Source organism: Ruegeria sp. CH6 (genome assembly GCF_056537005.1).
In genome coordinates this window covers 732,429-754,073 of sequence record NZ_JBQFQS010000002.1, presented here as the reverse complement: position 1 = coordinate 754,073, position 21,645 = coordinate 732,429, and the positions used below count along the sequence as shown (strand labels likewise).

Sequence of the window (21,645 nt, the reverse complement as noted above, 5' to 3'; positions counted from 1 at the left end):
CATCCTTCATTAGAAAATATGCAAAAAGGGTAAGTCTATATGCCATCTGAATTGGTTTTCTGCGGGACGAACAGAAAGAAAGCTTTGCAGAAGCTAATCGATGTTTTCGATGAAGTCTCATCAGAAGTTTACAGAGACCAAAACACGCCAGAATCCAGAGCGCAGCAACGAGTTGTTCTTGTACACGCTGAGCGCGGATTAGGAAAAACGCGATTGGCAATGGAGTTCTTTAAGTATTTGTCGAAAGAGCGCGATCCCGATCACTATTGGCCGGATGAGTATTTGCGTGAAGCGGACTCTGTGGAGGTTATGCCAGCATCCGAAAACTGCAGCCATACTAAGCAGCCCGCGTTTTTGTGGTGGGGAATGAAGGTCGCAGATGGCCCAAATCCAGGCAACACGGTTTTCAATAGCCTTGAGGATTTATTGCCTCATCTAATGTCCGCACGCCTTGCTACTCGTCGAGCGAAAAGTGGCAAAGAGTTCAAGGATGATGCTTTAGACTTGGCAGTTGATCTGAGTCTTGAGGTTGCGGAGATCGGCGTGGAGCTTGCGGGGCTTGGAGTAATAAAGCGACTTGGCCAAAGCGGCTTAAAAATTGGAAAGATTATCCATCGTCACGCGACACAAAAAGACGATGCGCTTTCTGACAGTCGTGAGCAATTGGATTCTGTGGTGGATGCAGTGCTTGATGACCTGTCGAGGCTTTTTTCACCTGCATCCAAACAATTCGCGAAAATACCACTGGTTGTTCTGGTTGACGACGCGCAGTTTGCGGACAAGGACATTGCGATGGCTACTTTTCTAGAGAAGCTTATCGCACGGTCGACAAATGAAAACTGGCCTATTTTGCTTTTGATCACGCATTGGAGCAGACAGCTATCGTTTTGGGTAGACGGGGAAGATCGACGTCAACTGCCAAGCAAAATTTCCCGTGTTTTGATCCATGCGGTTGAGAAACGGGTCGAAGAGCTGGGCGAATTCGCAAGCCAACCAGGAGGATCACTAAATTCAGGTCAAAGGATAGACATAGACTTAAGCGAACCAGTCGATGACTTGAGCGAAGCACTGGAAAGAGCGTTGCCTGGCATTGAGGACGGAGATGTAGCAGCTCTGGTTAGCAAATCCGGAGGCAATCCTCGCAAACTGGAACAGTTACTTGCTTGGGTGTCGAGAAAACCGAGATTCTTTGAAGGGAATAGTCTGGCTGGCGCGCTGACCGAGGGTGGACGCGAAGCAATTCTGACCAAGGCTGATCTGCCAATCGAAGAAGTCGTGTTAGAACGTTTCGCGGACACGCCGGCCGAGGTTCGGCGAGCCCTTATGATGGCATCAATGTTGGGGCCGAAGTTTGTGGTTGATCTCGTTGAGAGACTGGCCAAAGCCAGACTTCAACCCAACGTCCGAGACCCCTTGAAAGCAGGCGAACGTACCTACAGGTTTGTACAGGATGTCGTAGACAGGTCCAGAAATGACATTGCCGTATTCACTGAAAGGCTATTTTTTGACGCCGCAAATGAATACAGAGAAAGCGGTCTGGCCAAGTCGGAAATACCCGAATGGCCAGAAGACCAAGAACTCTTTTTGGCGCTCGATACCATTCTAGAAGAGCTCGTTGAGGACCCAAATCAGTTTGAAGATCTGTCCGATGACGATTTGTTTGAAGCATTATCTATTGCGAAAACAAGGATGCTAGATGGTGACAGCGAACTTGCAGTCCTAGCATGCGCTCGTTTGGTCGATGTAGAGGGCAACCGCGGGAATTACGAGGGCGCCGTTTCGGCTGCGTGGTTTCTTGAATACAATTTTTCGTCCAGCAGGTCATCGTTACAAAAAATTCCTACTGATCTTCTGTATATAGTCGTTCAAGCCTTAGAAATTGGTGGTGGTAGGGCTGAAGTTGATCGGTATTTAGAAGTTGCCGTTGACCGCGAGCTGCCTTTGCTTGAGAACGACGCCTCAAATGGGCCAAAACTTAGTCGACTTGCAAACGCTTGTCGTTCGTTAGGATATGGGGCTCGGAAACGAGCCGATTATTCACTTGCGCATTCCCGTTATAAAGATGAGCTGCTGGTATACCAAAGGCTAGCCAAGGTGGAACCTTCACATTTCCGTCTGCAAAACGGTTTGGCAGGTTGTTTCAAAAATTTGGCAGAAGTGTCAAACAGACTTGGCGAAGCGAAAGAGGCAAAGTCGTGGTACGAGAAAGCATTGTCGGTTCTCGTGTCCCAAGCCGAAGATAGTTCTTCGGAGAGCGGACCATGTATTGAAGTAATCGATTGTTTGATAGGGCTGGGGATTGCTACAATGGCCACCGGCGAGATTGAGGCGGCACAAACGCGGTTCGAAAGGGCTCGGCATTTGCAAAATGCCTACATTGAGTTGGACAGTTCCTTCGAGCAGATTGCAAAGCTGGCAAAAATTTCGACTCTTCTCGGAGAAAATTTACGCGTGCAAGGCAAAGTTGATGAAGCGCAAAAACATTTTCTTGCTTCGATTGAGGTTCTTGAACAACTCGTTGCGGACGAGTCAAAATCCAGAAGAACGTTAGTGCGATTAAACTTGGCAGATTGTTACCTTAGAGTCGGTGATTGTTTCAGCGTCTTGGCCAAACCAGAAAACTCGGTAATATGGTATAAGAAGGCCCTGCAAGCCCTTGAGACCCCAAGCGAATTATCTGGTTACTTTGCACACACAAAGCTGAGAGACTCTATTGAGAGCAACTACGTCAGGCTGGGCACGGCGCTTCAGAAACTAAATTGTTTGGTCGAAGCGCAAGCCTGTTATCAAGGTGCTTTGAAGGTCATAAAAGCAATTGAAACGGAAGAACTTTTTAACGCAAAGCATCAGTACTCTTTAGCTCGTTGTCATTTTGCGTTGGGCGATGTGTTGAGCGCTCGCGGACAAGGGAAAAATGCGCTGAATGAGTACGGTGAAGCGAAGCGGATCGTTCGAGAGTTGCTTAAGGACAATGACCTCTCTCCTAAACTCACAAGAACACTTCAAAGGCTTGCTTTCCGCTATCGAGACAGGGGTTCAAATTAAATCTCAACGTTTGGCGTCTGGGAACACTAAATCGGCAGAAAATCAAAAGTGGTCATCAACCATCAGCCCCATGTGCTGATCAAGAGGGCGATCTACCACCCACTAAATACAACGATTTGAACACCCATGGACTTCTGGAATGATTTTTCGAGCTGTACGACTGACGACCAAGGCAGTTCTTGGCTTTCTATTGATTGCTTCGGTCGGTCTGAATATCGCCACTGTGACCATCAGCGGCGTCTACACGGCTGTGTCGTCAGTTGCGTCGGCAGCGGGGCTTAGTACTGTTGCTGCTCGCGAGGCTAGCAGCAAACTGGCTGCGAGAAAGACCTCGCGTGAGGTCGTTCGCAAAACATCCAAGCGTGTTTCACAGAGAATGGCTAAAGGTGCGGCACGTACCACGGCTACGTCAGTGGGCGAGGCGATACCATTCGTTGGTGTCGCCGTAATCGCAGGCGGGATAGCTCTTGAAGTTCAGGATGCCTGCGACACAGCGCGAGATATGGCTGGTCTGGAGGGAGCTATGGCCAATCCTGATGACCCAGAGGCGGGTCAGAAAATGGCGATGGAGCAATTTGATTGCACCGAACTCATTCCAAATGCTGAAGACTTGCCCGATGTCGAAGACATATGGGATGGAATGAAGAGTGCTCCGGGGAAGGCCTGGGTTGTCGCATCGGATTACATCGATGGCTTGCCTGATATCGACATTGGCGGCACCACTGAACGACTGATTGTCGTTGCTGGGGAAAGACTGGAGGAAATTTCGGCTTGGGTTTGGGGCAAAGAGATTATTGAGGGTCAGAGCGACAATTGAACGCTTGGTGCGATATGCATACAAGCGCAACCAGTGGACCGCGCTTTGCACCGGGAAACAAGGCAGCAGGATTTCATCGCTCCAGACGAAGACCTTCTGGATATTATATCAATTACAAGGAGTTAGGTTGCATCACGTCGCGGAGCAATATGCGCTTGCATCAAAAGGTTTCCACCATTGCAAGTCCCTGACTTTAGTGTCTTATGTGCAGCATGAATATTAAGACCGATGAATTGAAATCAACATTATGGGAAGCCGCGAACACGCTTCGCGGATCCGCGGTAGACCGCACCGACTGGAAGGGTTACATCCTTCCGCTTCTGTTCTTCAAACGCATCTCCGACGTTTGGGACGAAGAGACGAGCGAGGCACAGGAGATCTACGGCGAAGCCGATCCGACGTTGTTTCCTGAGATACACCGCTTCGTTGTCCCCGACGGTTGTCACTGGAACGATATTCGCGAAACGGTATCGAATGTCGGTGCAGCTCTCCATCATGCGATGCGGGAGATTGAGCGGGCCAACCCAGACACGCTCTTCCGCGTTTTCGGAACGGCCGATTGGAGCAACAAAGAAAAGTTCTCTGATGAACTTCTCAAAGACTTGTTTGAAGGTTTCTCGGATATCCAATTGGGGAACAAAGCTGTCAGCTCAGATGTCCTTGGTGATGCTTACGAATACCTAATTGGAAAGTTCGCCGATGTGACCAGGCGGAACAAAGCTGGCGAATTTTACACTCCGCGCAGCGTCGTGCGGATGATGGTCGAATTGCTGAACCCTCAGGAAGGCGAAAGCATTTACGATCCCACTTGTGGCACAGGTGGTATGCTACTCGGTGCGATAGAACATGTCGTGCGGAACGGGGGCGATCCCAGGACGTTTTATGGCAAAGTGTATGGCCAGGAGAAAAACCTGACTACTTCTGCGATCGCTCGCATGAACCTGGTCCTGCACGGGATAGAGGACTTCCAGATCGCCCGTGAAGACACCCTGGGCAACCCGGCGTTCACAGATCCATCTACGGGTGGTATTGCCACGTTCGACTGCGTTATCGCCAACCCGCCATTTTCTCTGAAGGAATGGGGGCGAGAGCTTTGGGAAGCAGACCCTTGGGGCAGGGCGCAATTCGGTATTCCGCCTGACAGCTACGGCGACTATGCATTCGTCCAGCACATGATCGCGTCGATGGCGAAAACGGGAAACAGCAGGATGGCGGTGGTTCTTCCGCAGGGCGCACTCTTCAGGAAGGCAGCTGAAGGAAGTATCCGTCAAGCCTTGCTCGAGAACGACATGATCGAAGCGGTCATCGGCCTGGCACCGAACCTCTTCTACGGCACTCAGCTGGCTGGGTGTGTGGTGGTGCTCAGGCGTCAAAAACCAGCCGCGCGCAAGAACAAGGTTTTGATCATCGATGCTTCGAGCTTGTTCCGGAAAGGTCGCGCGCAAAACTTCCTCGAAAGGGGGCACAGCGACCAGATCGTCGCCTGGTATCGCGACTTCGAAGATGTCGAAGATCGCGCCAAGGTTGCAACCATCGACGAGATCAAAAAGGAAGGGTGGACGCTCAACATCTCCCGTTACGTTCTGCCGCCCGTCGGTGAAGACATCCCTCCGCTCCCCGAGGCTCTAGATGCCTTCAAGACGGCTCTCGCCGACGCGCGTACGACCGAGGATCATCTGCGCAATGTGCTGACCGAGGGAGGCTGGCTGCAATGACCGAACATCTCTCCCAACGTGAGCTCGAAAGTTATCTCTGGGGCGCCGCAACGCTGCTCAGGGGTCTTGTCGATGCGAGCGACTACAAGCAGTACATCTTCCCGCTGATGTTCTTCAAACGTCTCACCGATGTTTGGGACGAGGATTATCGAGCGGCGTTCGAGGAAACCGGCGATGATGGGTACGCGACGGATACAGCGAACGATCGTTTCGTAGTCCCCAACGGTGCACATTGGAACGACGTGCGCAGTGCTTCTAAAGATGTCGGCCGGGCGCTGCTCTCTGCCTTCCTGGCTATCGAGGCAGCCAACCCCGAGCGGCTACAGGGCGTCTTCGGCAACGCTCCTTGGACCGACAAGGGGCAGATGCCCGACGCGACGCTCAAGAACCTGATCGAGCACTTCTCTAAACACGACCTGACGCTCGCCGCCGTGCCCGAGGACGAGCTTGGCAACGGCTACGAATACCTCATCAAGAAGTTCGCCGACGACAGCGGCCACACCGCGCAGGAGTTCTACACCAACCGCACGCTGGTCCACCTCATGGCGCAGATGCTCGAACCGAAATCCGGTGAGAGTATCTACGATCCCACCTGCGGTACCGGTGGCATGCTGATCTCTTGCCTTGCTGAGGCGAAACGCAGCGGCGGCGACACGCGTACCATGGGCCTCTATGGGCAGGAGTTGATCAGCATCACCGCCGCCATTGCTCGAATGAACCTTGTTATCCACGGTGTATCGGACTTCCAGATCTCCAGCGGCAACACGCTGTCCGACCCAGCATTCGTCGAAGGGGACACACTTCGTACTTTCGACGTGGTTCTCGCCAATCCGCCGTACTCCATCAAAAAATGGAACCGCGGCGCGTGGGAGAAGGATGCCTGGGGACGCAACTTCCTAGGCACCCCGCCGCAGGGGCGCGCGGACTACGCCTTCTTCCAGCACATCCTGCACAGCATGGACCCCGAGACCGGGCGCTGCGCGATCCTGTTCCCGCATGGCGTGCTCTTCCGCAACGAAGAGGCCGAGATGCGGCGCAAGCTGATCGAGGCCGATCTGGTGGAATGCGTGCTCGGGCTCGGGCCGGGGCTGTTCTACAACTCGCCAATGGAGGCCTGCGTCATCATCTGTCGCAGCCGCAAGCCGGTCGAACGACAGGGACGCATCCTGTTCATCGACGCGGTGGCCGAGATCGCGCGCGAGCGGGCGCAGAGCTTCCTGCGCGACGCGCATCAGGAGCGTATCTTTGCCACCTATCAGACATTCCGTGACGAACCTGGCTTCGCCGCCGTGGTCAGCAATGCGGACGTGCTGGCGGCGGAGGGGAATCTGTCAATTGCCCGCTTTGTGAAAAAGCCAAAGGCGGAGGTCGCCGCAGAGGATGCTGTTTCGCTGGCTTTGGCCTGGGGTAACTTCGATGCCGATGGGCGGGAGTTTTGGACCGGCATGGATGCGCTGGTCGACATGCTCGACGGGCTCGCACCGGCGGAGGACGCTGATGTTTGAGCAGGTGATCTCCAACAAGGCCGGCTGGAAGCGCGTGGCGTTCGGCGATGTTGTGCGGTTGTCAAAGACGCGCGCGAAAGACCCGGAAGCTGAGGGTTATGAGCGTGTTGTCGGGCTGGAACACATCGATCCCGGTGATCTGCGTATTCGCCGTTGGGCCGACATCGCGGACGGAACGACCTTCAACTCCGTTTTCAAACCCGGACAGGTCCTGTTCGGCAAGCGGCGAGCGTATCAGCGCAAGGTCGCTGTGGCGGATTTTTCAGGCGTCTGCTCGGGCGACATCTATGTGCTTGAGCCGTCGAGTGATGCGTTGATTCCGGAACTGCTACCGTTCATCTGCCAGACCGATGCGTTCTTCGATCATGCTGTCGGCACCTCTGCGGGCTCGCTGTCGCCGCGCACGAATTGGAAGAGCCTTGCAGACTTCGAGTTCCTTCTGCCGCCGATTCAGGAGCAGGCACGTCTCGTCGAACTATTTCATGCGTTTCAAGCACATGAGAACTCGCTAATGAACTTCGAGAGGCGCACCAGCGATCTCATTCTATCTTTGTTGAACAAAACGTGGGCGGGATCACCCGAACGAATTTTGCTGGGCGATCTAATTGATGACGGTCCAAAAAACGGTTTGTACAAACCTGCCTCTGACTACGGATCAGGCACAAGAATTGTTCGCATCGACACATTCGACAATGGATTCCTTTTGGATCAAAGCAACTGGAAGAGGCTGAGAGCGAGTCCACAGGAGTGCGAAGAGTTTTCACTTCGCGAAGACGACGTTCTGATTAACCGTGTGAATAGCAAAGAGTACGTTGGCCAATGCGCACTGGTTCCCAAGCTAACAGAAATCGCTGTATTCGAGTCAAATATGATGCGGCTCAGATTGAAGTTGAGTGATGCTATTCCTTCCTTAGTCGCGGATCAGATAAATCATCCTCAGGTGCGCAGGCAGATTGCTCAATTGAGAAAGGACGCTGTGAACCAGTCAAGTGTCAATCAGACGGACGTTAGGTCCATCGAATTGCCAAACTTGTCGATGGATAGTCAGGAAGAGCTAGCGAGCACGTTGTTACACCTGCGCCTTGGGAGAAAAGAAAACCTGCGTCGAGTCGAACGATCACGTGAGCTATCGCGCATTGCAGCACAACAGTCTTTGCAGACAAAGGATGCCGATGCCATTTAACGAAGCCAACACCGTCGAAGCCTTCATCCGCGACCGCCTCGCGGGCAGCACCAGTTCACCCGCCGTCGTGCCCGGCCTCGCTCGGCAAGGTGGCGCGGTCTCTGGCCTCGGCTGGCATTTCGTCGCCCCCGCCGATCTTTCGCGGCAGGCGCAGGAGGCGCTCGTCGAGCCCTATTTGCGTGAAGCTCTGATCCGCCTGAACCCGGACATTGCCGCCAACCCGTCGCGCGTGGACGACGTGCTCTACCGCCTGCGCGCCATCATCATGAGCGCACGCTCGGACGGGCTGGTGAAGGCCAACGAGGAATTTGCCGCGTGGATGCTCGGTGAACGTTCCATGCCCTTTGGCGCCGACGGCCAGCATGTCACCATCCGCCTGATCGACTTCGATGACATCGAACAGAACAGCTTCGTCGTCACCCAGCAGTTCACCTTCCGCGCCGGCAGAACCGAGAAACGCCCAGACCTAATGCTTCTGGTCAACGGCCTGCCGCTCGTTCTGATCGAGGCCAAGACGCCGGTCCGCTCCAGCCAGAGCTGGCTTGATGGTGCGTTGCAAGTCCATGACGACTACGAGCAGAACGTGCCGGAGCTGTTCGTGCCGAACGTCTTTTCGGTCGCCACCGAGGGGAAGGAATACCGCTACGGTTCCGTTCGGATGCCCGTCGACCTCTGGGGCCCGTGGCGGACGGATGACGATGTTCTGCAATCGATGGGAGAGGTCGAAAAAGCGGTCACGGACATGTTGCGCCCGGCGATGGTTTTGGACCTGCTCGCCAACTTCATCGCCTTCGCCACGCAGAAGGGCAAGCAGCGCATTAAGATCATCGCCCGCTACCAGCAGGTCGAGGGCGTCAATAAGATCGTCGAACGTGTTGTCGCTGGCCAGGTGCGCAAGGGGCTGATCTGGCACTTCCAGGGCTCTGGAAAGTCGCTACTGATGCTCTTTGCGGCCCGAAAGCTTCGACTGCACCAAGCGCTTAAGAACCCAACAGTGCTGGTGGTAGTTGATCGCATCGACCTCGATAGCCAGATCGCCGGCACTTTCTATGCTACAGACATGGCCAACCTGGTGCGAACCGACAGCCGTAAAGAGCTGTCCGAACTACTGGCCAAGGATGTTCGCAAAGTCGTCATCACAACGATCCATAAGTTCGCCGAGGCGGACGGCGTGCTTAACGACCGCGACAACGTCATCGTCATGGTAGATGAAGCGCACAGGACCCAAGAAGGTGATTTGGGTCGGAAGATGCGCGAGGCGTTGCCGAACGCATTCCTGTTCGGCTTGACCGGCACCCCCATCAATCGTGCTGACAAGAATACGTTTTATGCCTTCGGGTCAGAGGTCGATGAAAACGGCTACATGAGCCGATATGGGTTGAATGACTCTATTAGGGACGGCGCTACTAAGGAGCTTCACTTCGAACCAAGGCTGGTAGACCTCCATATTGATCAGGCAGCTATCGAGACAGCGTATGCGGAACTGACCCAAGGTCTTACGGACGAGGATAGGGACAAACTGGGCAAAGCCGCGGCCAAGATGTCGATCCTGGTTAAGGCGCCCGAGCGGATTAGCGCGATTTGCAGCGACATAGCGCAGCATTTCCAATCCAAGGTTCAGCCAAACGGGTTCGGGGCACAGGTGGTCACCTTCGATCGCAAAAGCTGCCTGTTGTACAAGCAAGAGCTGGACAAGCTCCTTCCACCAGAAACCTCGGATGTGGTCATCTCGGTAAACAGTGGCGAGCCTAAGTACGATGCGTACAAGAGGGATCGAGACGCAGAGGAAAAGCTTCTTGATCGCTTCAGAGACCCGAAAGATCCTCTAAAGATCATAATTGTAACGTCAAAGCTGCTGACTGGTTTCGATGCTCCCATCTTGCAGACTATGTACCTCGACAAACCATTGCGGGATCACACACTGCTGCAGGCGATTTGCCGCACGAACCGCCCCTATGGTGAGCAAAAGACCCACGGGCTGATAGTTGACTACCTTGGGATCTTCGACGATGTCGCACAAGCTTTGCAATTTGACGAGAAGGGTGTTCAGAAGGCTGTCTCCAACATCGCAGAGTTGGTCGCAATGCTACCGTCAGCTATCCAGAAATGCCTGGAGTATTTTGCTGGCGTAGACCGAACCTTGAGCGGCTACGAAGGCCTGATCGCAGCTCAGGATTGCCTGCCCACTGACGAGCGCAGAGATGCCTTTGCTTCAGACTTCAGCGTGCTCAGCCGCATTTGGGAGGCGCTGTCGCCGGATCCGCTCCTGACACCGCATGAGACAGACTATCGCTGGCTTGCGCAGGTTTACGAGTCGCTTAAGCCGTCGACGGGCACGGGACGACTGCTGTGGCACAGGCTCGGCGCCAAAACGATCGAGCTGATCCATGAGAACGTGCGTGTCGACACCGTGCGAGATGACCTCGATACCCTGGTGATGGACGCTGAACTGCTTGAGGCCGTACTTGGCAGCCCAGATCCGAATAAGAAAGCGAAGGAAATCTCGGTCAAGTTAACAGGTCGTCTTCGTAAACATGCTGGCAATCCAAACTACAAGGCACTAGCCGAGCGTTTGGAAGACTTGAAGAACCGACACCAACAAGGGCTGTTGCTAAGTGTTGATTTCCTCAAGGAGCTGCTCGCGTTGGCCAAAGATGTTGTCAGAATGGAGCGGGAAACCCCGATTGAAGAGGACATCGATCTGGGCAAGGCGGCGTTGACGGAACTTTTCGAAGAAGCCAAGAACGGCGACACCCCGATAATGGTAAAGCGTGTCGTAGACGACATTGACGAGCTTGTCCGTGCAGTACGATTTGACGGATGGCAAAGCACGCATGCTGGTGAGCGAGAGGTCAAGATGGCTCTTCGAAAGACTTTGTTCAAATATAAACTGCACCAAGACTCGGAGCTGTTCGAGCGAGCCTATTACTACATCAGAGAATACTACTGATCCGGCAGCCAAATGTGTAATGAGACCATTTTCTTAATGAAGATCATTTCGGAATGACACGCTCCAGAACGGTAAAGAAGCGTATGCTGCGGAAACGTATAACTACGTTCTACAGTAAAACCCTTTTGAAAGAGTTTCTAATCATGATTTGGGCTGTGCGGTCTGTCGACGACGGCCGTGTCGCGCGAGCAAAGCAGTTCCTTGAGATCCCACCAGACGCAAGTGTCGCGCAACCGGGAGACCCTCTCTTTGTGATGCCTTGGGCGCTAGAAACGCTGGTCAATGAAGCTCTGGCACATCGCCCGGCAAAGTCAGGTGCCGTCCGATATGACCTCACAAAATGGGGGCGTTTCGCGGAGGTCTACAACTGTTTTCTTCAACTGGAAGATGCCGAAAGCGTTGAAGACATACCCGAAGGCGGAATTCTTGCTTCTATGCCGAGGTTAACCTGGAGACAGTTTGAATGGCAGATTGGTTTCCGGTCAGCGGATCGTTTCTATCGGGCTTGGTACCTGTATAGTTTTCCTGAAGCTAACGAGTTCTTTGAAGAAAATCATGGCATCAGCATCGAACGGTTTTGCTTCGTTGGTTTTGCCATCTCGACTCAGTATCTCCGAGCTCCAGCGATTCTGTCGGACTTTGACATTAGCGGAATCGGGGTTTCGGATATGGAACTGGACGCGTTCTTCCGCCTGGTGGGCGTTATGAGCAACGACGCGCGTCGCTGGGTTCGCGACAAGCGCAGCGGTATGGGTTCTATCGCATACAAGCCTAGCGTTCTTCGAGACAAGCCTTGTATTGGGATTCCGGCCGGGGAAAAGACAAAGTACTTTTGTCCTTTGCCGGATCTGCTCTTTCGCCGTTTCACAGACGGTCTTTTCTACGATCTCATGCAAGACGATAACGTCAAACGTTTGATTGCAGAGCGTTTCGAAAGCTATGTCCTTGAAATCTGCAATCACTACCTTGGACGGCAATTCGAGCTGATGCCAGAAGTCGAGTATGGACCGCGAAGTAGACGGAGAAAGACACCGGACATTCGGATTGGCTCCAACGGAACAAAAATTCGAGCGATAATCGAATGCAAATCTCGCAAAATTCCATTCAAGGTGAGGGCGTCGGCAAACCCAATTGCCGAGCATGAAGCGGTGCACAGCGATTTGAAGAAAGGCGTCGTGCAGATCTGGAAGTATGCATCCGACGTCCGGCTCGGCATAGCGGATCATGGTAGGACGCTCGACGCGGCTGCGTCCGGTGTGGTGCTCATGCTCGAACCCTGGTTGCAGGTCGCGAATGAAGCGATCGCGGCCATCTTGGATGCTGCAAGATGCGAAAGTGAATTGGACCCTAGCATAACGGAAGTTGACCGAATCCCAGTTTGTTTCGTTGCAATGGATGACTGGGAGAGAGCTCTGCGAAAAACAAACCAGACAGGCTTTCTCGATGCTTTGAAGGAACACTGCGCGGATGACAGAGCTGGATATATGCTTGAAGACACAGTTACAGGCAAAGCCGGCAGAAAACCGCTAGAAATCGACCCTTTCGACTATCACGGTTCTATCGATCATTTGGTTCCTTGGTGGGGTGAAATGCGGGAGGGCAGGTTGCCGGTGAGCTCCTAAACGTCTCAGCGAACACTAAATTATGTTGGATCCACGCCCTCGGATTTCAGGTGCAGATGAATAGGCCCAAGCGCGGATGTTCTCCGACAAAGGAACAGTGCTGTCGACTACTAACAGAATGCAATTCGACGCCGTTGATTGCCTCGTGCTCGTCAACAACATCGGTTCTCCCACAGATTGGAGCGACATAGTAAAGCGGCCTCGCAGAGAGGGAGTGTTTGAAGGTGGGAACGTATCACACCCTTGCTCACGTTGACACGAGCGGCACCCGCGCAGACTGTGGTGGGCAGCCTTGTATCAGTTGGCAGAGCCTATTGAATGCGGGCTGACAATCACCCGAGGCCCATCAGGTTTTCCAGCTTCCGTACCGGTCCAAAACGTATTCCATTCCGAGCGTTGTAACGTCCATTGTTCCTTTGCGCGTCTGGCGGTGTCGGCAACATCGCGGTGTGACGGTTTGGGCGCGTTCACATCCCGAGCCTCATTGCCGCGCGCGACACCCTCGCTATGGGCCCAATTGCCCAGGGCTTTGATGAATTTTGCATCGTCGGTGGCGGGAGCCAGACCACGCGACTTGTAGCTGCGACTTACGGCGCCAGACCATTGCTCGAGCGACACCTCGGAGAAAGGCTGCTCACCCAGGCCGTAGGAAGCGCGGTTGAGGCATCGCGAGATTTTGTCGATGGTAATAGTGCCACGGGACGCGTGATAGTCGAGGAACATGGCGATCATCGCCTTCGTACTAATCTCACCGCTACTACGCTTTCGGGGATCGATGCCGGCGCGCATCTCGCCAAGTATGACCTTTGCAGCCTTCCTGGCGTCTACCAGAGACACTGCTGAAGTCGATCCAATAGTAACGTCAACCATCGGCCTCGATCGCCCGCCACCAATTCTACCTCGCGCGACGAAACTTTTGTGTCCGGATGGTTGGATGACGAGGTATAGGCCTACAACATCAGCGTCGGCGATCCGGATCCGCTTCTCGGACGCCTCTGCACTTTCTATTCGTTTGGGGGTGAGGTTAACACGAACAGCCTTTCGGCGTGCAGGTTTGCGATGATCCGATAGCTCAATGACTTTGGACATTTTGGGTCTCGATTGGTCTTTAGACAGTGACAAACCGTTTCTCGCATGGTGAGGGCTCAGGTTCAACAGGCCCACACCCAGCCCTCACCATTTTCAAGTACCTGAGCGTAGGTGGGTGATAGAGTTTCAATTAAAATAGTAACAAAAACCCGATTGTGTGGGACTTGCCGGTAGTTGACAGGGGTAAGGTCTGTGTCCTCCGAAGGCAGAGGCCAGAGGTTCGAATCCTCTCAGGTGCGCCATATACCATAAATTAATGTGATTTATCGGCGACTTAAGAGTGCCGGTACTAGCTGTTTGTTCATCCATTCCTTGTTCGGTCTTTTTGGTCGGTCGTACCTGGCGAACTGTCTGCTAAGGCGATGGTTCAGTACTTCTTAGGAGATGAAGAACAGCAGCTGTAATTAATAGCTCTGTGCCGAAAATGGATAGCGTCGCGATCAATTGCGCTGAACGCCCTCAGCAATCAATGGGTAGCCCGCGACACCGGTACATGGGGGATGTCCCGGGTTGAGCCAGAAGCCAGCCGTACTGATGAAAGCGTGCAGACGTTGCCAAACCCAGATTTCTCTAGGTCAAAGTCTTTGTGTATTTGCGATGAACAAAACTCGGGCTCGTTCAGTGCGGACTAGAAGCCGTCACTTCCTCATCGGAGCAATCACCCGACCTATGTGGTCGGGCATTATTGCGAGTGGCCTATGCTGGGTGTTTCACCATTCCTCTCAGGAAAACCAGTCATCAAATGATGAGACCGTGTCAAAAGTCCAAAACACAGCTTCAGGGGTTTCTGTGGTTTGTGAAGACAATGATGAACTTTTTTGCCCCATCAAACTGGACAACCTGAGATCCAACCCATTGGCCGACGCGCCATTTCCGGTGTCCTGAGCCGGAGCGTTAAATACAAACTCGTCGTTGCCAGTCCATGCATTGGTTGCGGTTACAGATTCAGCGAGTTTGAATAAGTTTCCTAATTCCTGCAGTTGCCAACCGCCACTGGCATCGACCGCAACTGCGTTTACCATAGCAGTGCTTCCCGCATTGTTCGTATCGCCATTGACAACAACATTGTCCGGGAGATCGTCTCTCAAACTATCGATAAGTCCAGGATTCAATGGCCTGCCGCAATATCCACACATAGTGCTCTCCAAGTACGTCTATCGACAGGTCTATGATCCTATCGGCTAAAATAGCATTGATAGAGGGCGTATCGATGAAATGCGGCAGTTTTTTGGCTATCCGCGCGATGCCTCAGTTTAGTCATCGCGCTTAGGTTGCCAGATGTTGCGGTGGTTCTAGCTTTCTGGATCGATTGAACATAAATGCGAATTCACATCTCACTTTCTGAGCCGGAATAGACTGCACTCATAACAAAATCCTACGAATCGTGTGGAGCTCTGAGGCGCGCCATCGACCAACTGTTTTTCCGAATGAAGACGCAGGACGCAGTCTTGTGTGATCTGCCGCAATCACTTGACTTACCAGTTCTGGTTGAAACAACTGCGCTAAGTCAGACCAAAGTGAACAAATCCATAAAACAAAACCCCGGGTGGTACGGCACACCGGGGTTTCAGGCAGTCAACGATTTGTATTTCTTAGCCGCGCCAACTGCGAACCACACCACAATCCATATGGACAAAGTTCGAGCGGTAGTACTGACCTACGCCACCTGCACGACAGGACATAGCTGCTTTGGCCATTTGCGAAACTGAACGTGAAGACAGGCGCAGATCAGCTGCCTGGCCCTTCATATGTAGCGAGTTTCTCGCTACCCCGCGCGAGCGTGAGCGCAACATTGCATTGGTTTGTGGGGAACGATAGCCGGACAGCAGCATGTAAGGCTCATTTACGTCCAGCAGGTTATGGGAAGCTGCCATGATGTCGATTGTGCGCAAATCCATTGATTTGGACTGATCGGTACGCCAATCGCGCATGAAGTGGTTCACTTCTTTGACAGCATCCTTGATGTATTTTCCATCGACCCAATATATCATGTCGATACGTTCGCCAGTGCGACCAGAATACATGCGGATACGACGAATATCGCCACCCCCGCGTAGAAAGCCCGCTGCGTTGGAATAAGTCGGTGCTGCAACCACTGCTGTTGCCGCAAATGCGCCCAATAGGGCACGCCGGGTCAACCCCGAAGTACTGCTCTCGGCCATTTTATGTTTCGTCCCGTACTGTTCCTGCCTGCACACGATGTTACGTGCGCTCTCTTAATTTTTTCCCATCCCCAGATGCGGGATTTATGACACAGTAGGAATCATCCGCCAAGAAGTCTTTCGCACTCATGTTTTCAAGGGGGAATATTCGGCAGTTTCTTGCGCATATGACACAGGTGTGCACAGTTATGACACATTTCGACGGTTTTTCCGGCGTCCGATGCAAACGCGCATCAGCGTCTGACAGATAGGTCAGAGTCATCTATTTGTGAATGGACAAAGGGCAGGTACCGAAATCATATTTGTTCGGCGAGCAGCGCAAACTACAAGTTATTGAAAATTCAAGGCCATCCCATGCAGTCTGTCTTTCGGACAAGTACCAGTCTTCTTCTTGCCGCCTGTTTTGCGGTTTCAGCGTCCTTTACATCGGCAGCAACCGATGAAGGGCAAAGTACAGCTTTCCAGATGTCAGTTGCCGAGAGCACTTCGGCGGGGTCTGGTCTTGCTGAGTTCTATCGCAACAATGGCTTTGAACCTGTTTGGGTTGGCGATACGCCGGAACATGCAGCCAGACGTGCGGCTCTGATCAGAGCTCTGTCAAACGTTGAAATGCACGGTTTGCCAGCGTCCAGATATGATGTTCAGTCGCTGATCTCGAAAATGCAGGATGCCAAATCGGTCAGGGATCTTGGCCAGATAGAGGCTGAGCTCAGCCGTGTTTTCCTGAATTACGCGCGTGATGTGCAGTCGGGTGCGTTGCGCCCCTCACAAATTGATCCCGGCCTTGTTCGCACCGTCAAACGGCTGCCGGCCGAGGAACATCTGAACGCGGTCTTGGCTTCTAAAGATGGTGCCTACATTCAGCAGCTGGCGCCTAAGACCGGGCAATATCGCGCGCTTATGAAGCAGAAAATGGCGCTTGAAGCTCTGATCGCGAAAGGCGGTTGGGGATCGACAGTTCCGGTTGATAAGCTGGAGTTGGGCGACAGTGGGCCGAATGTAATTAAGCTTCGCAACAGATTGGTTTCATTGGGGTATATGAAGCCGACTGCCAGCCCGACTTTCGATGAAACGCTGCTGTCCGCAGTGAAGGATTTTCAGCGGGATCATGGCCTGGAGCCTGATGGTGTTGCTGGTCAGGGCACAATAACCGAACTTAACCGTCCGGCTTCGGATCGTTTGAAAGCCGTACTCGTTGCGCTAGAGCGGGAGCGTTGGCTGCCGCGTGAACGAGGCGAACGCCATATCCTTGTAAATCAGGCGGATTTTTCGGCTAAGATCGTAGATGATGGTCGCGTCACGTTCGAAACGCGCGCGGTTATCGGAAAAAACACCCATGATCGTCGTAGCCCGGAATTCTCGGATGAGATGGAGCATATGGTGATCAACCCGAGTTGGTACGTACCACGCTCGATCATCACCAAAGAATATCTGCCAAAATTGCGCGCCAATCCGAATGCGGTAGGTCATATAGAGATCACCGATCGCCGGGGGCGTCAGGTAAACCGAGGGGCGGTGGATTTCACCCAATTCACGGCCAAGAACTTTCCGTTCGCCATGCGACAGCCTCCAAGCAAGAGCAATGCACTTGGTTTGGTGAAGTTCATGTTCCCGAACAAGCACAATATCTATCTGCACGATACTCCGCAAAAGAGCTTGTTTGCGCGTGAAGTGCGTGCATTCTCGCACGGATGTATTCGTTTGGCGCAGCCATTCGAATTTGCGTATGCTTTGCTGGCGCGTCAGGAAGAAGATCCCAAAGCGTTTTTCCACCGCATCCTAAGCACAGGTAAAGAAACCAAGGTGAACCTAGATAAGCCGGTTCCGGTGCACCTGATTTACCGGACGGCCTATATCGGCCCCAAAGGTGATGTGCAGTATCGCCGCGATGTCTATGATCGGGATCGCAAAATATGGGAAGCGCTACAAAAAGCAGGGGTGGTCCTGCCTGACGTTCAGGGGTAATCACGCAGGCAAGTCCTGATATAAGGAAGCCTGCCATGCAGTTTACCATTCAACAAATCGCTGACGCACTCGGTGTCCCGGCCGAGGGTAACACTGATCTGACAATCCTGCGTGCTGCGGAACCGGCTGAGGCGGGGGCCACGGACCTGGCAATGGCTATGTCGCCCAAATACGCCGAGGCACTTTCGTCCGGTACTGCGCGCGCAGCAGTGTTATGGGAAGGTGCAGACTGGCAGGCCCTTGGGTTGGAGGCAGCGTTGTTTGTGCCACGTCCGCGGATGGCAATGGCCGGGATTACAACCATGCTGGACCGGGGGCAGGGTGTAGAACCGGGCATTCACCCTTCGGCAGTGATCGATCCGACTGCTGACATCGGTGACGACGTTGCAATCGGCCCTCTGAGTGTGGTTGGCGCGCGCGCCCAAATTGGCGCGGGATCAGTGATCGGCGCCCATTGCGTTATCGGGATGGATGCGAAACTGGGCTCAAACGCAGTCTTGCGCGAAATGGCCAGCATCGGCGCACGGGCTCAGATTGGCGACCGTTTCATTGCGCAGCCCGGCGCACGGATTGGCGGTGACGGGTTTAGCTTTGTTACGCCCGAAGTTTCTGACGTCGAAAATGTCCGCAAGACCATGGGCAACAAAGGAGACGCCAAGGCTCAGAACTGGCTGCGCATCCATTCGCTCGGCGCGGTCGAAATCGGTGATGATGTCGAGGTCGGCGCGAACTGCACCATCGACAACGGAACTATCCGCAATACGAGCATTGGTAGCGGATCAAAACTGGATAACCTCGTCCACGTGGGCCACAACACCCGGGTTGGGCAAGATTGCTTGTTGTGCGGCCAGACAGGCGTTTCAGGTTCAGTTGAAATCGGAAACAATGTTGTTCTGGGCGGTCAAACCGGGGTCGTGGATAATATTTTCATTGGCAATGGTGTGATCTCTGGCGGTGGAACCAAGATCCTGTCCAATGTACCTGCCGGGCGCGTAATCATGGGCTATCCGGGCATAAAAATGGAAAGCCACACAGACATCTATAAGGCTCAGCGCCGGCTGCCGCGTATGGCACGTGACGTCGAGGCGTTGAAAAAGGCTGTTTTCAAACAGCCTCCAAGCGATTAAATCATCCTCAAAGCGATAATTAGGGGATCACTATGAGCATCAGCGACCGCGTCATCGCGATCATTGCAGAGCAGGCAGTGCTGGAGCCATCCGATGTCACGCCTGAAAGCACGCTTGAGGATCTGGGCATCGACAGTCTTGGATTGGTCGAGAGCATTTTCGCCATTGAAGAAGAATTTGACATAACGATCCCCTTCAACGCGAATGAACCGACAGCCAGCGATTTCGATATTTCAAATGTCGCCGCCATCATCGCCGGGATTGAAAAGCTGGTTGCGGAAAAGGTCTGACAAGCGATCATGAAACGCGTTGTCATTACAGGTGCCGGCACAATCAACTCGTTGGGCCATTCAGTTCCCGATACTCTTGAAGCCATGAGAGAAGGCCGGTGCGGCATATCGGAACTGGAATTCCGGGACGTCGAAAGGCTGGCAATCAAGATCGGTGGTCAGGTCCGCGGGTTCGAAGCTGAAGGCCGTTTCAACCGTCAGCAAATGACATTGTATGATCGGTTCACTCAATTCACACTGACGGCCGCAAAAGAGGCGATCGAACAGTCGGGGATTGAGTTTCATGGCGAACTTGCTGCACGGTCCGGGGTCGTCCTGGGTACTGCCGGCGGTGGAGTGTCTACATGGGACGATAACTATCGCTCTGTCTATGAAGATGGCAAAAACCGCGTTCATCCCTTTGTCGTCCCTAAGTTGATGAACAACGCTGCTGCCAGCCACGTTTCGATGGAGCATAACCTCAAAGGTCCAAGCTTTACAGTTTCAACAGCCTGTGCATCGTCCAATCACGCGATGGCATTGGCCTTTCAGATGGTCCGCAGCGGTGCTGCGCCAGCAATGTTGACTGGCGGTTCGGAATCTATGCTCTGCTTTGGGGGCGTAAAGGCTTGGGAAGGCTTGCGCGTTATGTCCAAGGACGCCTGCCGACCATTCAGCGCCAACCGCAATGGCATGGTTCAGGGCGAGGGGGCTGGTGTATTCGTGTTCGAGGAGTACGAGCACGCACGGGCTCGGGGTGCTGAGATTTTGTGTGAGGTCGTTGGATATGCGATGTCATCCGATGCCGCAGATATCGTGATGCCAAGCAAGCAAGGCGCATCACGCGCGATGTCCGGGGCACTGGCTGATGCCAAGCTGAATGCCAGCGATGTTTGTTACATCAATGCGCACGGAACCGGCACAGCGGCAAATGACAAAACCGAATGCGCTGCGGTTGCAGATGTATTTGGGCCTCATGCAGATGAGTTGATGATTTCTTCGACCAAATCGATGCATGGTCACCTTATTGGTGGTACGGGTGCGGTGGAGTTATTGGCCTGTATTATGGCACTCAAAGACGGCATTATTGCCCCGACGATCGGCTATGAAGAACCTGATCCGGAATGCGCTTTGGATGTTGTCCCGAATGAGGCGCGTGAAGCGAAGATCGATGTTGCTTTGAGCAACGCGTTTGCGTTCGGTGGCCTGAATGCGGTTCTCGCGCTGAAGCGGGTCTAACAAAAAAAGCCGCCGAGATAACCGGCGGCTTTTTCGTAGGTTTGTTTTCGTCTTAATTCAGATTAACGGACAGTCCGTCAAATGCTGACGTGAAACCGCTGAGGGACATTTCCATGTCCAGTATCTGATCCGGGAAACGGGCCGGAACCAGCGACAGAACGGCTTTTGTGCCCGCCTTCATTGCGTCCACATCACCTTGCGTCAGACCCAGCTGCGCTACGCAGCCGACCGGTACACAGTGGTGATAGTTATAGAGCTTGCGCGGAGCTCCATCGATTGACAGAGCCAGTTGGGCCTGCAGGAGAGTTTCGAGCGGAACAATCACGTTTGCCCAAGCGACAGCGGCACCGCCCTCGGGCAGTTTTCCAACGGTAATCTCGGCAATGGGTTCACCCTGTTGGCCACTAAGTACCTGGACCATCGCACAAGGGTCTTCACCGTTTTCAGCCTTCAGACACGAAATTTCCCAATCGCCCGATTTTTCCTTAACGTACTGCTCGCCAATGCGGGGACCGGTTTCGCCCAGATCCAGGTCAGTACCCGCTTCGGCTTGCGGCGCATCTGCCGGTGTTTCCGCGTCCTGCGTGGTTTCCTGAGCAATGGCTACACCGCACCAAAGAGCGGCCGCCACCATGTTAAGTGGGAGAAGTTTCTTGATCATGAATGCCTCATTGTGCTGATCCAGCTTTTCCACTCGTCTAACATCTGAAACTTCAGGTGTCAGGCGCAAACCTGTCATTGTTTTGCGAATTGAACGAAATTCTGCCGAATACGCACAAAGACCGCTGTTTTCGGTCTTGTGCAGGCCAATGAAAAAGGGAGCCGGTGAGGCGGCTCCCCTTAGAATAGTTCTCCCCGTCGGACTGGCCGACTTAGTTATGCGCAGACGTTACGAAAGGGGAAGCCAGCGGTCAACAGCTATCCTGAAAATTTAATCATTCTACGCATTTGAATATT

The 21,645-nt window shown here is 53.4% G+C and carries 15 protein-coding genes; 11 read left to right on the top strand and 4 right to left on the bottom strand.

From position 1 onward, the window contains the following. The first annotated feature begins 39 nt into the window (after positions 1-39). From ACR0CW_RS08040 to ACR0CW_RS08010, 7 genes are all read left to right on the top strand, one after another. The gene (locus ACR0CW_RS08040) at positions 40-3,045 is read left to right on the top strand and encodes a tetratricopeptide repeat protein (protein WP_480787386.1); all 3,006 of its coding nucleotides are present in this window, start codon (positions 40-42) and stop codon (positions 3,043-3,045) included. Positions 3,046-3,184: 139 nt separating this feature from the next. Next, entirely contained in the window at positions 3,185-3,862 is a 678-nt protein-coding gene (locus ACR0CW_RS08035; RefSeq protein WP_480787385.1) for a hypothetical protein, read from the top strand. A gap of 212 nt (positions 3,863-4,074) precedes the next feature. Then, positions 4,075-5,577, top strand: coding sequence for a type I restriction-modification system subunit M (locus ACR0CW_RS08030; RefSeq protein ID WP_480787384.1), 1,503 nt, complete (start codon positions 4,075-4,077; stop codon positions 5,575-5,577). After that, positions 5,574-7,082, top strand: a complete 1,509-nt coding sequence (locus ACR0CW_RS08025; protein WP_480787383.1) for a type I restriction-modification system subunit M — start codon at positions 5,574-5,576, stop codon at positions 7,080-7,082. Before ACR0CW_RS08030 ends, ACR0CW_RS08025 begins: the two co-directional genes overlap by 4 nt. After that, complete coding sequence (locus ACR0CW_RS08020) at positions 7,075-8,265, top strand: restriction endonuclease subunit S (RefSeq protein ID WP_480787382.1); 1,191 nt, start codon at positions 7,075-7,077, stop codon at positions 8,263-8,265. Before ACR0CW_RS08025 ends, ACR0CW_RS08020 begins: the two co-directional genes overlap by 8 nt. Further along, positions 8,255-11,215, top strand: coding sequence for a type I restriction endonuclease subunit R (locus ACR0CW_RS08015; RefSeq protein WP_480787381.1), 2,961 nt, complete (start codon positions 8,255-8,257; stop codon positions 11,213-11,215). Before ACR0CW_RS08020 ends, ACR0CW_RS08015 begins: the two co-directional genes overlap by 11 nt. Before the next feature lie 83 nt (positions 11,216-11,298). Further along, complete coding sequence (locus ACR0CW_RS08010; RefSeq protein ID WP_480787380.1) at positions 11,299-12,837, top strand: hypothetical protein; 1,539 nt, start codon at positions 11,299-11,301, stop codon at positions 12,835-12,837. A 297-nt stretch (positions 12,838-13,134) separates the two neighbouring features. Here the strand turns inward: ACR0CW_RS08010 and ACR0CW_RS08005 are convergent, their stop codons facing one another. From ACR0CW_RS08005 to mepK, 3 genes are all read right to left on the bottom strand, one after another. Further along, the gene (locus ACR0CW_RS08005; protein ID WP_480787379.1) at positions 13,135-13,926 is read right to left on the bottom strand and encodes an Arm DNA-binding domain-containing protein; all 792 of its coding nucleotides are present in this window, start codon (positions 13,924-13,926) and stop codon (positions 13,135-13,137) included. A gap of 722 nt (positions 13,927-14,648) precedes the next feature. Continuing rightward, entirely contained in the window at positions 14,649-15,062 is a 414-nt protein-coding gene (locus tag ACR0CW_RS08000) for a hypothetical protein (protein ID WP_480787378.1), read from the bottom strand. A 456-nt stretch (positions 15,063-15,518) separates the two neighbouring features. Continuing rightward, positions 15,519-16,088 (bottom strand): peptidoglycan L,D-endopeptidase MepK, encoded by a 570-nt coding sequence (gene mepK / locus ACR0CW_RS07995; protein ID WP_155143140.1) that lies wholly within the window; start codon positions 16,086-16,088, stop codon positions 15,519-15,521. 354 nt (positions 16,089-16,442) lie between these two features. Here mepK and ACR0CW_RS07990 point away from each other — a divergent pair, with 354 nt between their 5' ends. Genes ACR0CW_RS07990 through ACR0CW_RS07975 form a run of 4 tightly spaced genes read left to right on the top strand, consistent with a single transcriptional unit; the run spans position 16,443 to position 20,688 of the window. Beyond that, positions 16,443-18,053 carry a L,D-transpeptidase family protein gene (locus ACR0CW_RS07990; RefSeq protein WP_480787377.1) on the top strand — a complete coding sequence of 537 codons (1,611 nt, stop codon included), beginning with the start codon at positions 16,443-16,445 and terminating at the stop codon, positions 18,051-18,053. 35 nt (positions 18,054-18,088) lie between these two features. Next, on the top strand, positions 18,089-19,180 hold the full coding sequence (gene lpxD / locus ACR0CW_RS07985) for a UDP-3-O-(3-hydroxymyristoyl)glucosamine N-acyltransferase (protein WP_480787376.1): 1,092 nt from the start codon (positions 18,089-18,091) through the stop codon (positions 19,178-19,180). A gap of 32 nt (positions 19,181-19,212) precedes the next feature. Then, complete coding sequence (locus ACR0CW_RS07980; RefSeq protein ID WP_155143143.1) at positions 19,213-19,470, top strand: acyl carrier protein; 258 nt, start codon at positions 19,213-19,215, stop codon at positions 19,468-19,470. A gap of 9 nt (positions 19,471-19,479) precedes the next feature. Next, on the top strand, positions 19,480-20,688 hold the full coding sequence (locus ACR0CW_RS07975) for a beta-ketoacyl-[acyl-carrier-protein] synthase family protein (protein ID WP_480787375.1): 1,209 nt from the start codon (positions 19,480-19,482) through the stop codon (positions 20,686-20,688). Positions 20,689-20,740: 52 nt separating this feature from the next. Here the strand turns inward: ACR0CW_RS07975 and ACR0CW_RS07970 are convergent, their stop codons facing one another. Then, positions 20,741-21,349: an invasion associated locus B family protein gene (locus ACR0CW_RS07970; protein ID WP_170330364.1), complete on the bottom strand. Its 609-nt coding sequence runs from the start codon at positions 21,347-21,349 to the stop codon at positions 20,741-20,743. Positions 21,350-21,645 lie beyond the last annotated feature (296 nt).

Excerpts from the sequence above, each read along its gene's own strand:
- ACR0CW_RS08040 (WP_480787386.1), top strand. The coding sequence starts at position 40 with ATGCCATCTGAATTGGTTTTCTGCGGGACGAACAGAAAGAAAGCTTTG.
- ACR0CW_RS08035 (WP_480787385.1), top strand. The coding sequence starts at position 3,185 with ATGATTTTTCGAGCTGTACGACTGACGACCAAGGCAGTTCTTGGCTTT.
- ACR0CW_RS08030 (WP_480787384.1), top strand. The coding sequence starts at position 4,075 with ATGAATATTAAGACCGATGAATTGAAATCAACATTATGGGAAGCCGCG.
- ACR0CW_RS08025 (WP_480787383.1), top strand. The coding sequence starts at position 5,574 with ATGACCGAACATCTCTCCCAACGTGAGCTCGAAAGTTATCTCTGGGGC.
- ACR0CW_RS08020 (WP_480787382.1), top strand. The coding sequence starts at position 7,075 with ATGTTTGAGCAGGTGATCTCCAACAAGGCCGGCTGGAAGCGCGTGGCG.
- ACR0CW_RS08015 (WP_480787381.1), top strand. The coding sequence starts at position 8,255 with ATGCCATTTAACGAAGCCAACACCGTCGAAGCCTTCATCCGCGACCGC.
- ACR0CW_RS08010 (WP_480787380.1), top strand. The coding sequence starts at position 11,299 with ATGCTGCGGAAACGTATAACTACGTTCTACAGTAAAACCCTTTTGAAA.
- ACR0CW_RS08005 (WP_480787379.1), bottom strand. The coding sequence starts at position 13,926 with ATGTCCAAAGTCATTGAGCTATCGGATCATCGCAAACCTGCACGCCGA.
- ACR0CW_RS08000 (WP_480787378.1), bottom strand. The coding sequence starts at position 15,062 with ATGTGTGGATATTGCGGCAGGCCATTGAATCCTGGACTTATCGATAGT.
- mepK (WP_155143140.1), bottom strand. The coding sequence starts at position 16,088 with ATGGCCGAGAGCAGTACTTCGGGGTTGACCCGGCGTGCCCTATTGGGC.
- ACR0CW_RS07990 (WP_480787377.1), top strand. The coding sequence starts at position 16,443 with ATGCAGTCTGTCTTTCGGACAAGTACCAGTCTTCTTCTTGCCGCCTGT.
- lpxD (WP_480787376.1), top strand. The coding sequence starts at position 18,089 with ATGCAGTTTACCATTCAACAAATCGCTGACGCACTCGGTGTCCCGGCC.
- ACR0CW_RS07980 (WP_155143143.1), top strand. The coding sequence starts at position 19,213 with ATGAGCATCAGCGACCGCGTCATCGCGATCATTGCAGAGCAGGCAGTG.
- ACR0CW_RS07975 (WP_480787375.1), top strand. The coding sequence starts at position 19,480 with ATGAAACGCGTTGTCATTACAGGTGCCGGCACAATCAACTCGTTGGGC.
- ACR0CW_RS07970 (WP_170330364.1), bottom strand. The coding sequence starts at position 21,349 with ATGATCAAGAAACTTCTCCCACTTAACATGGTGGCGGCCGCTCTTTGG.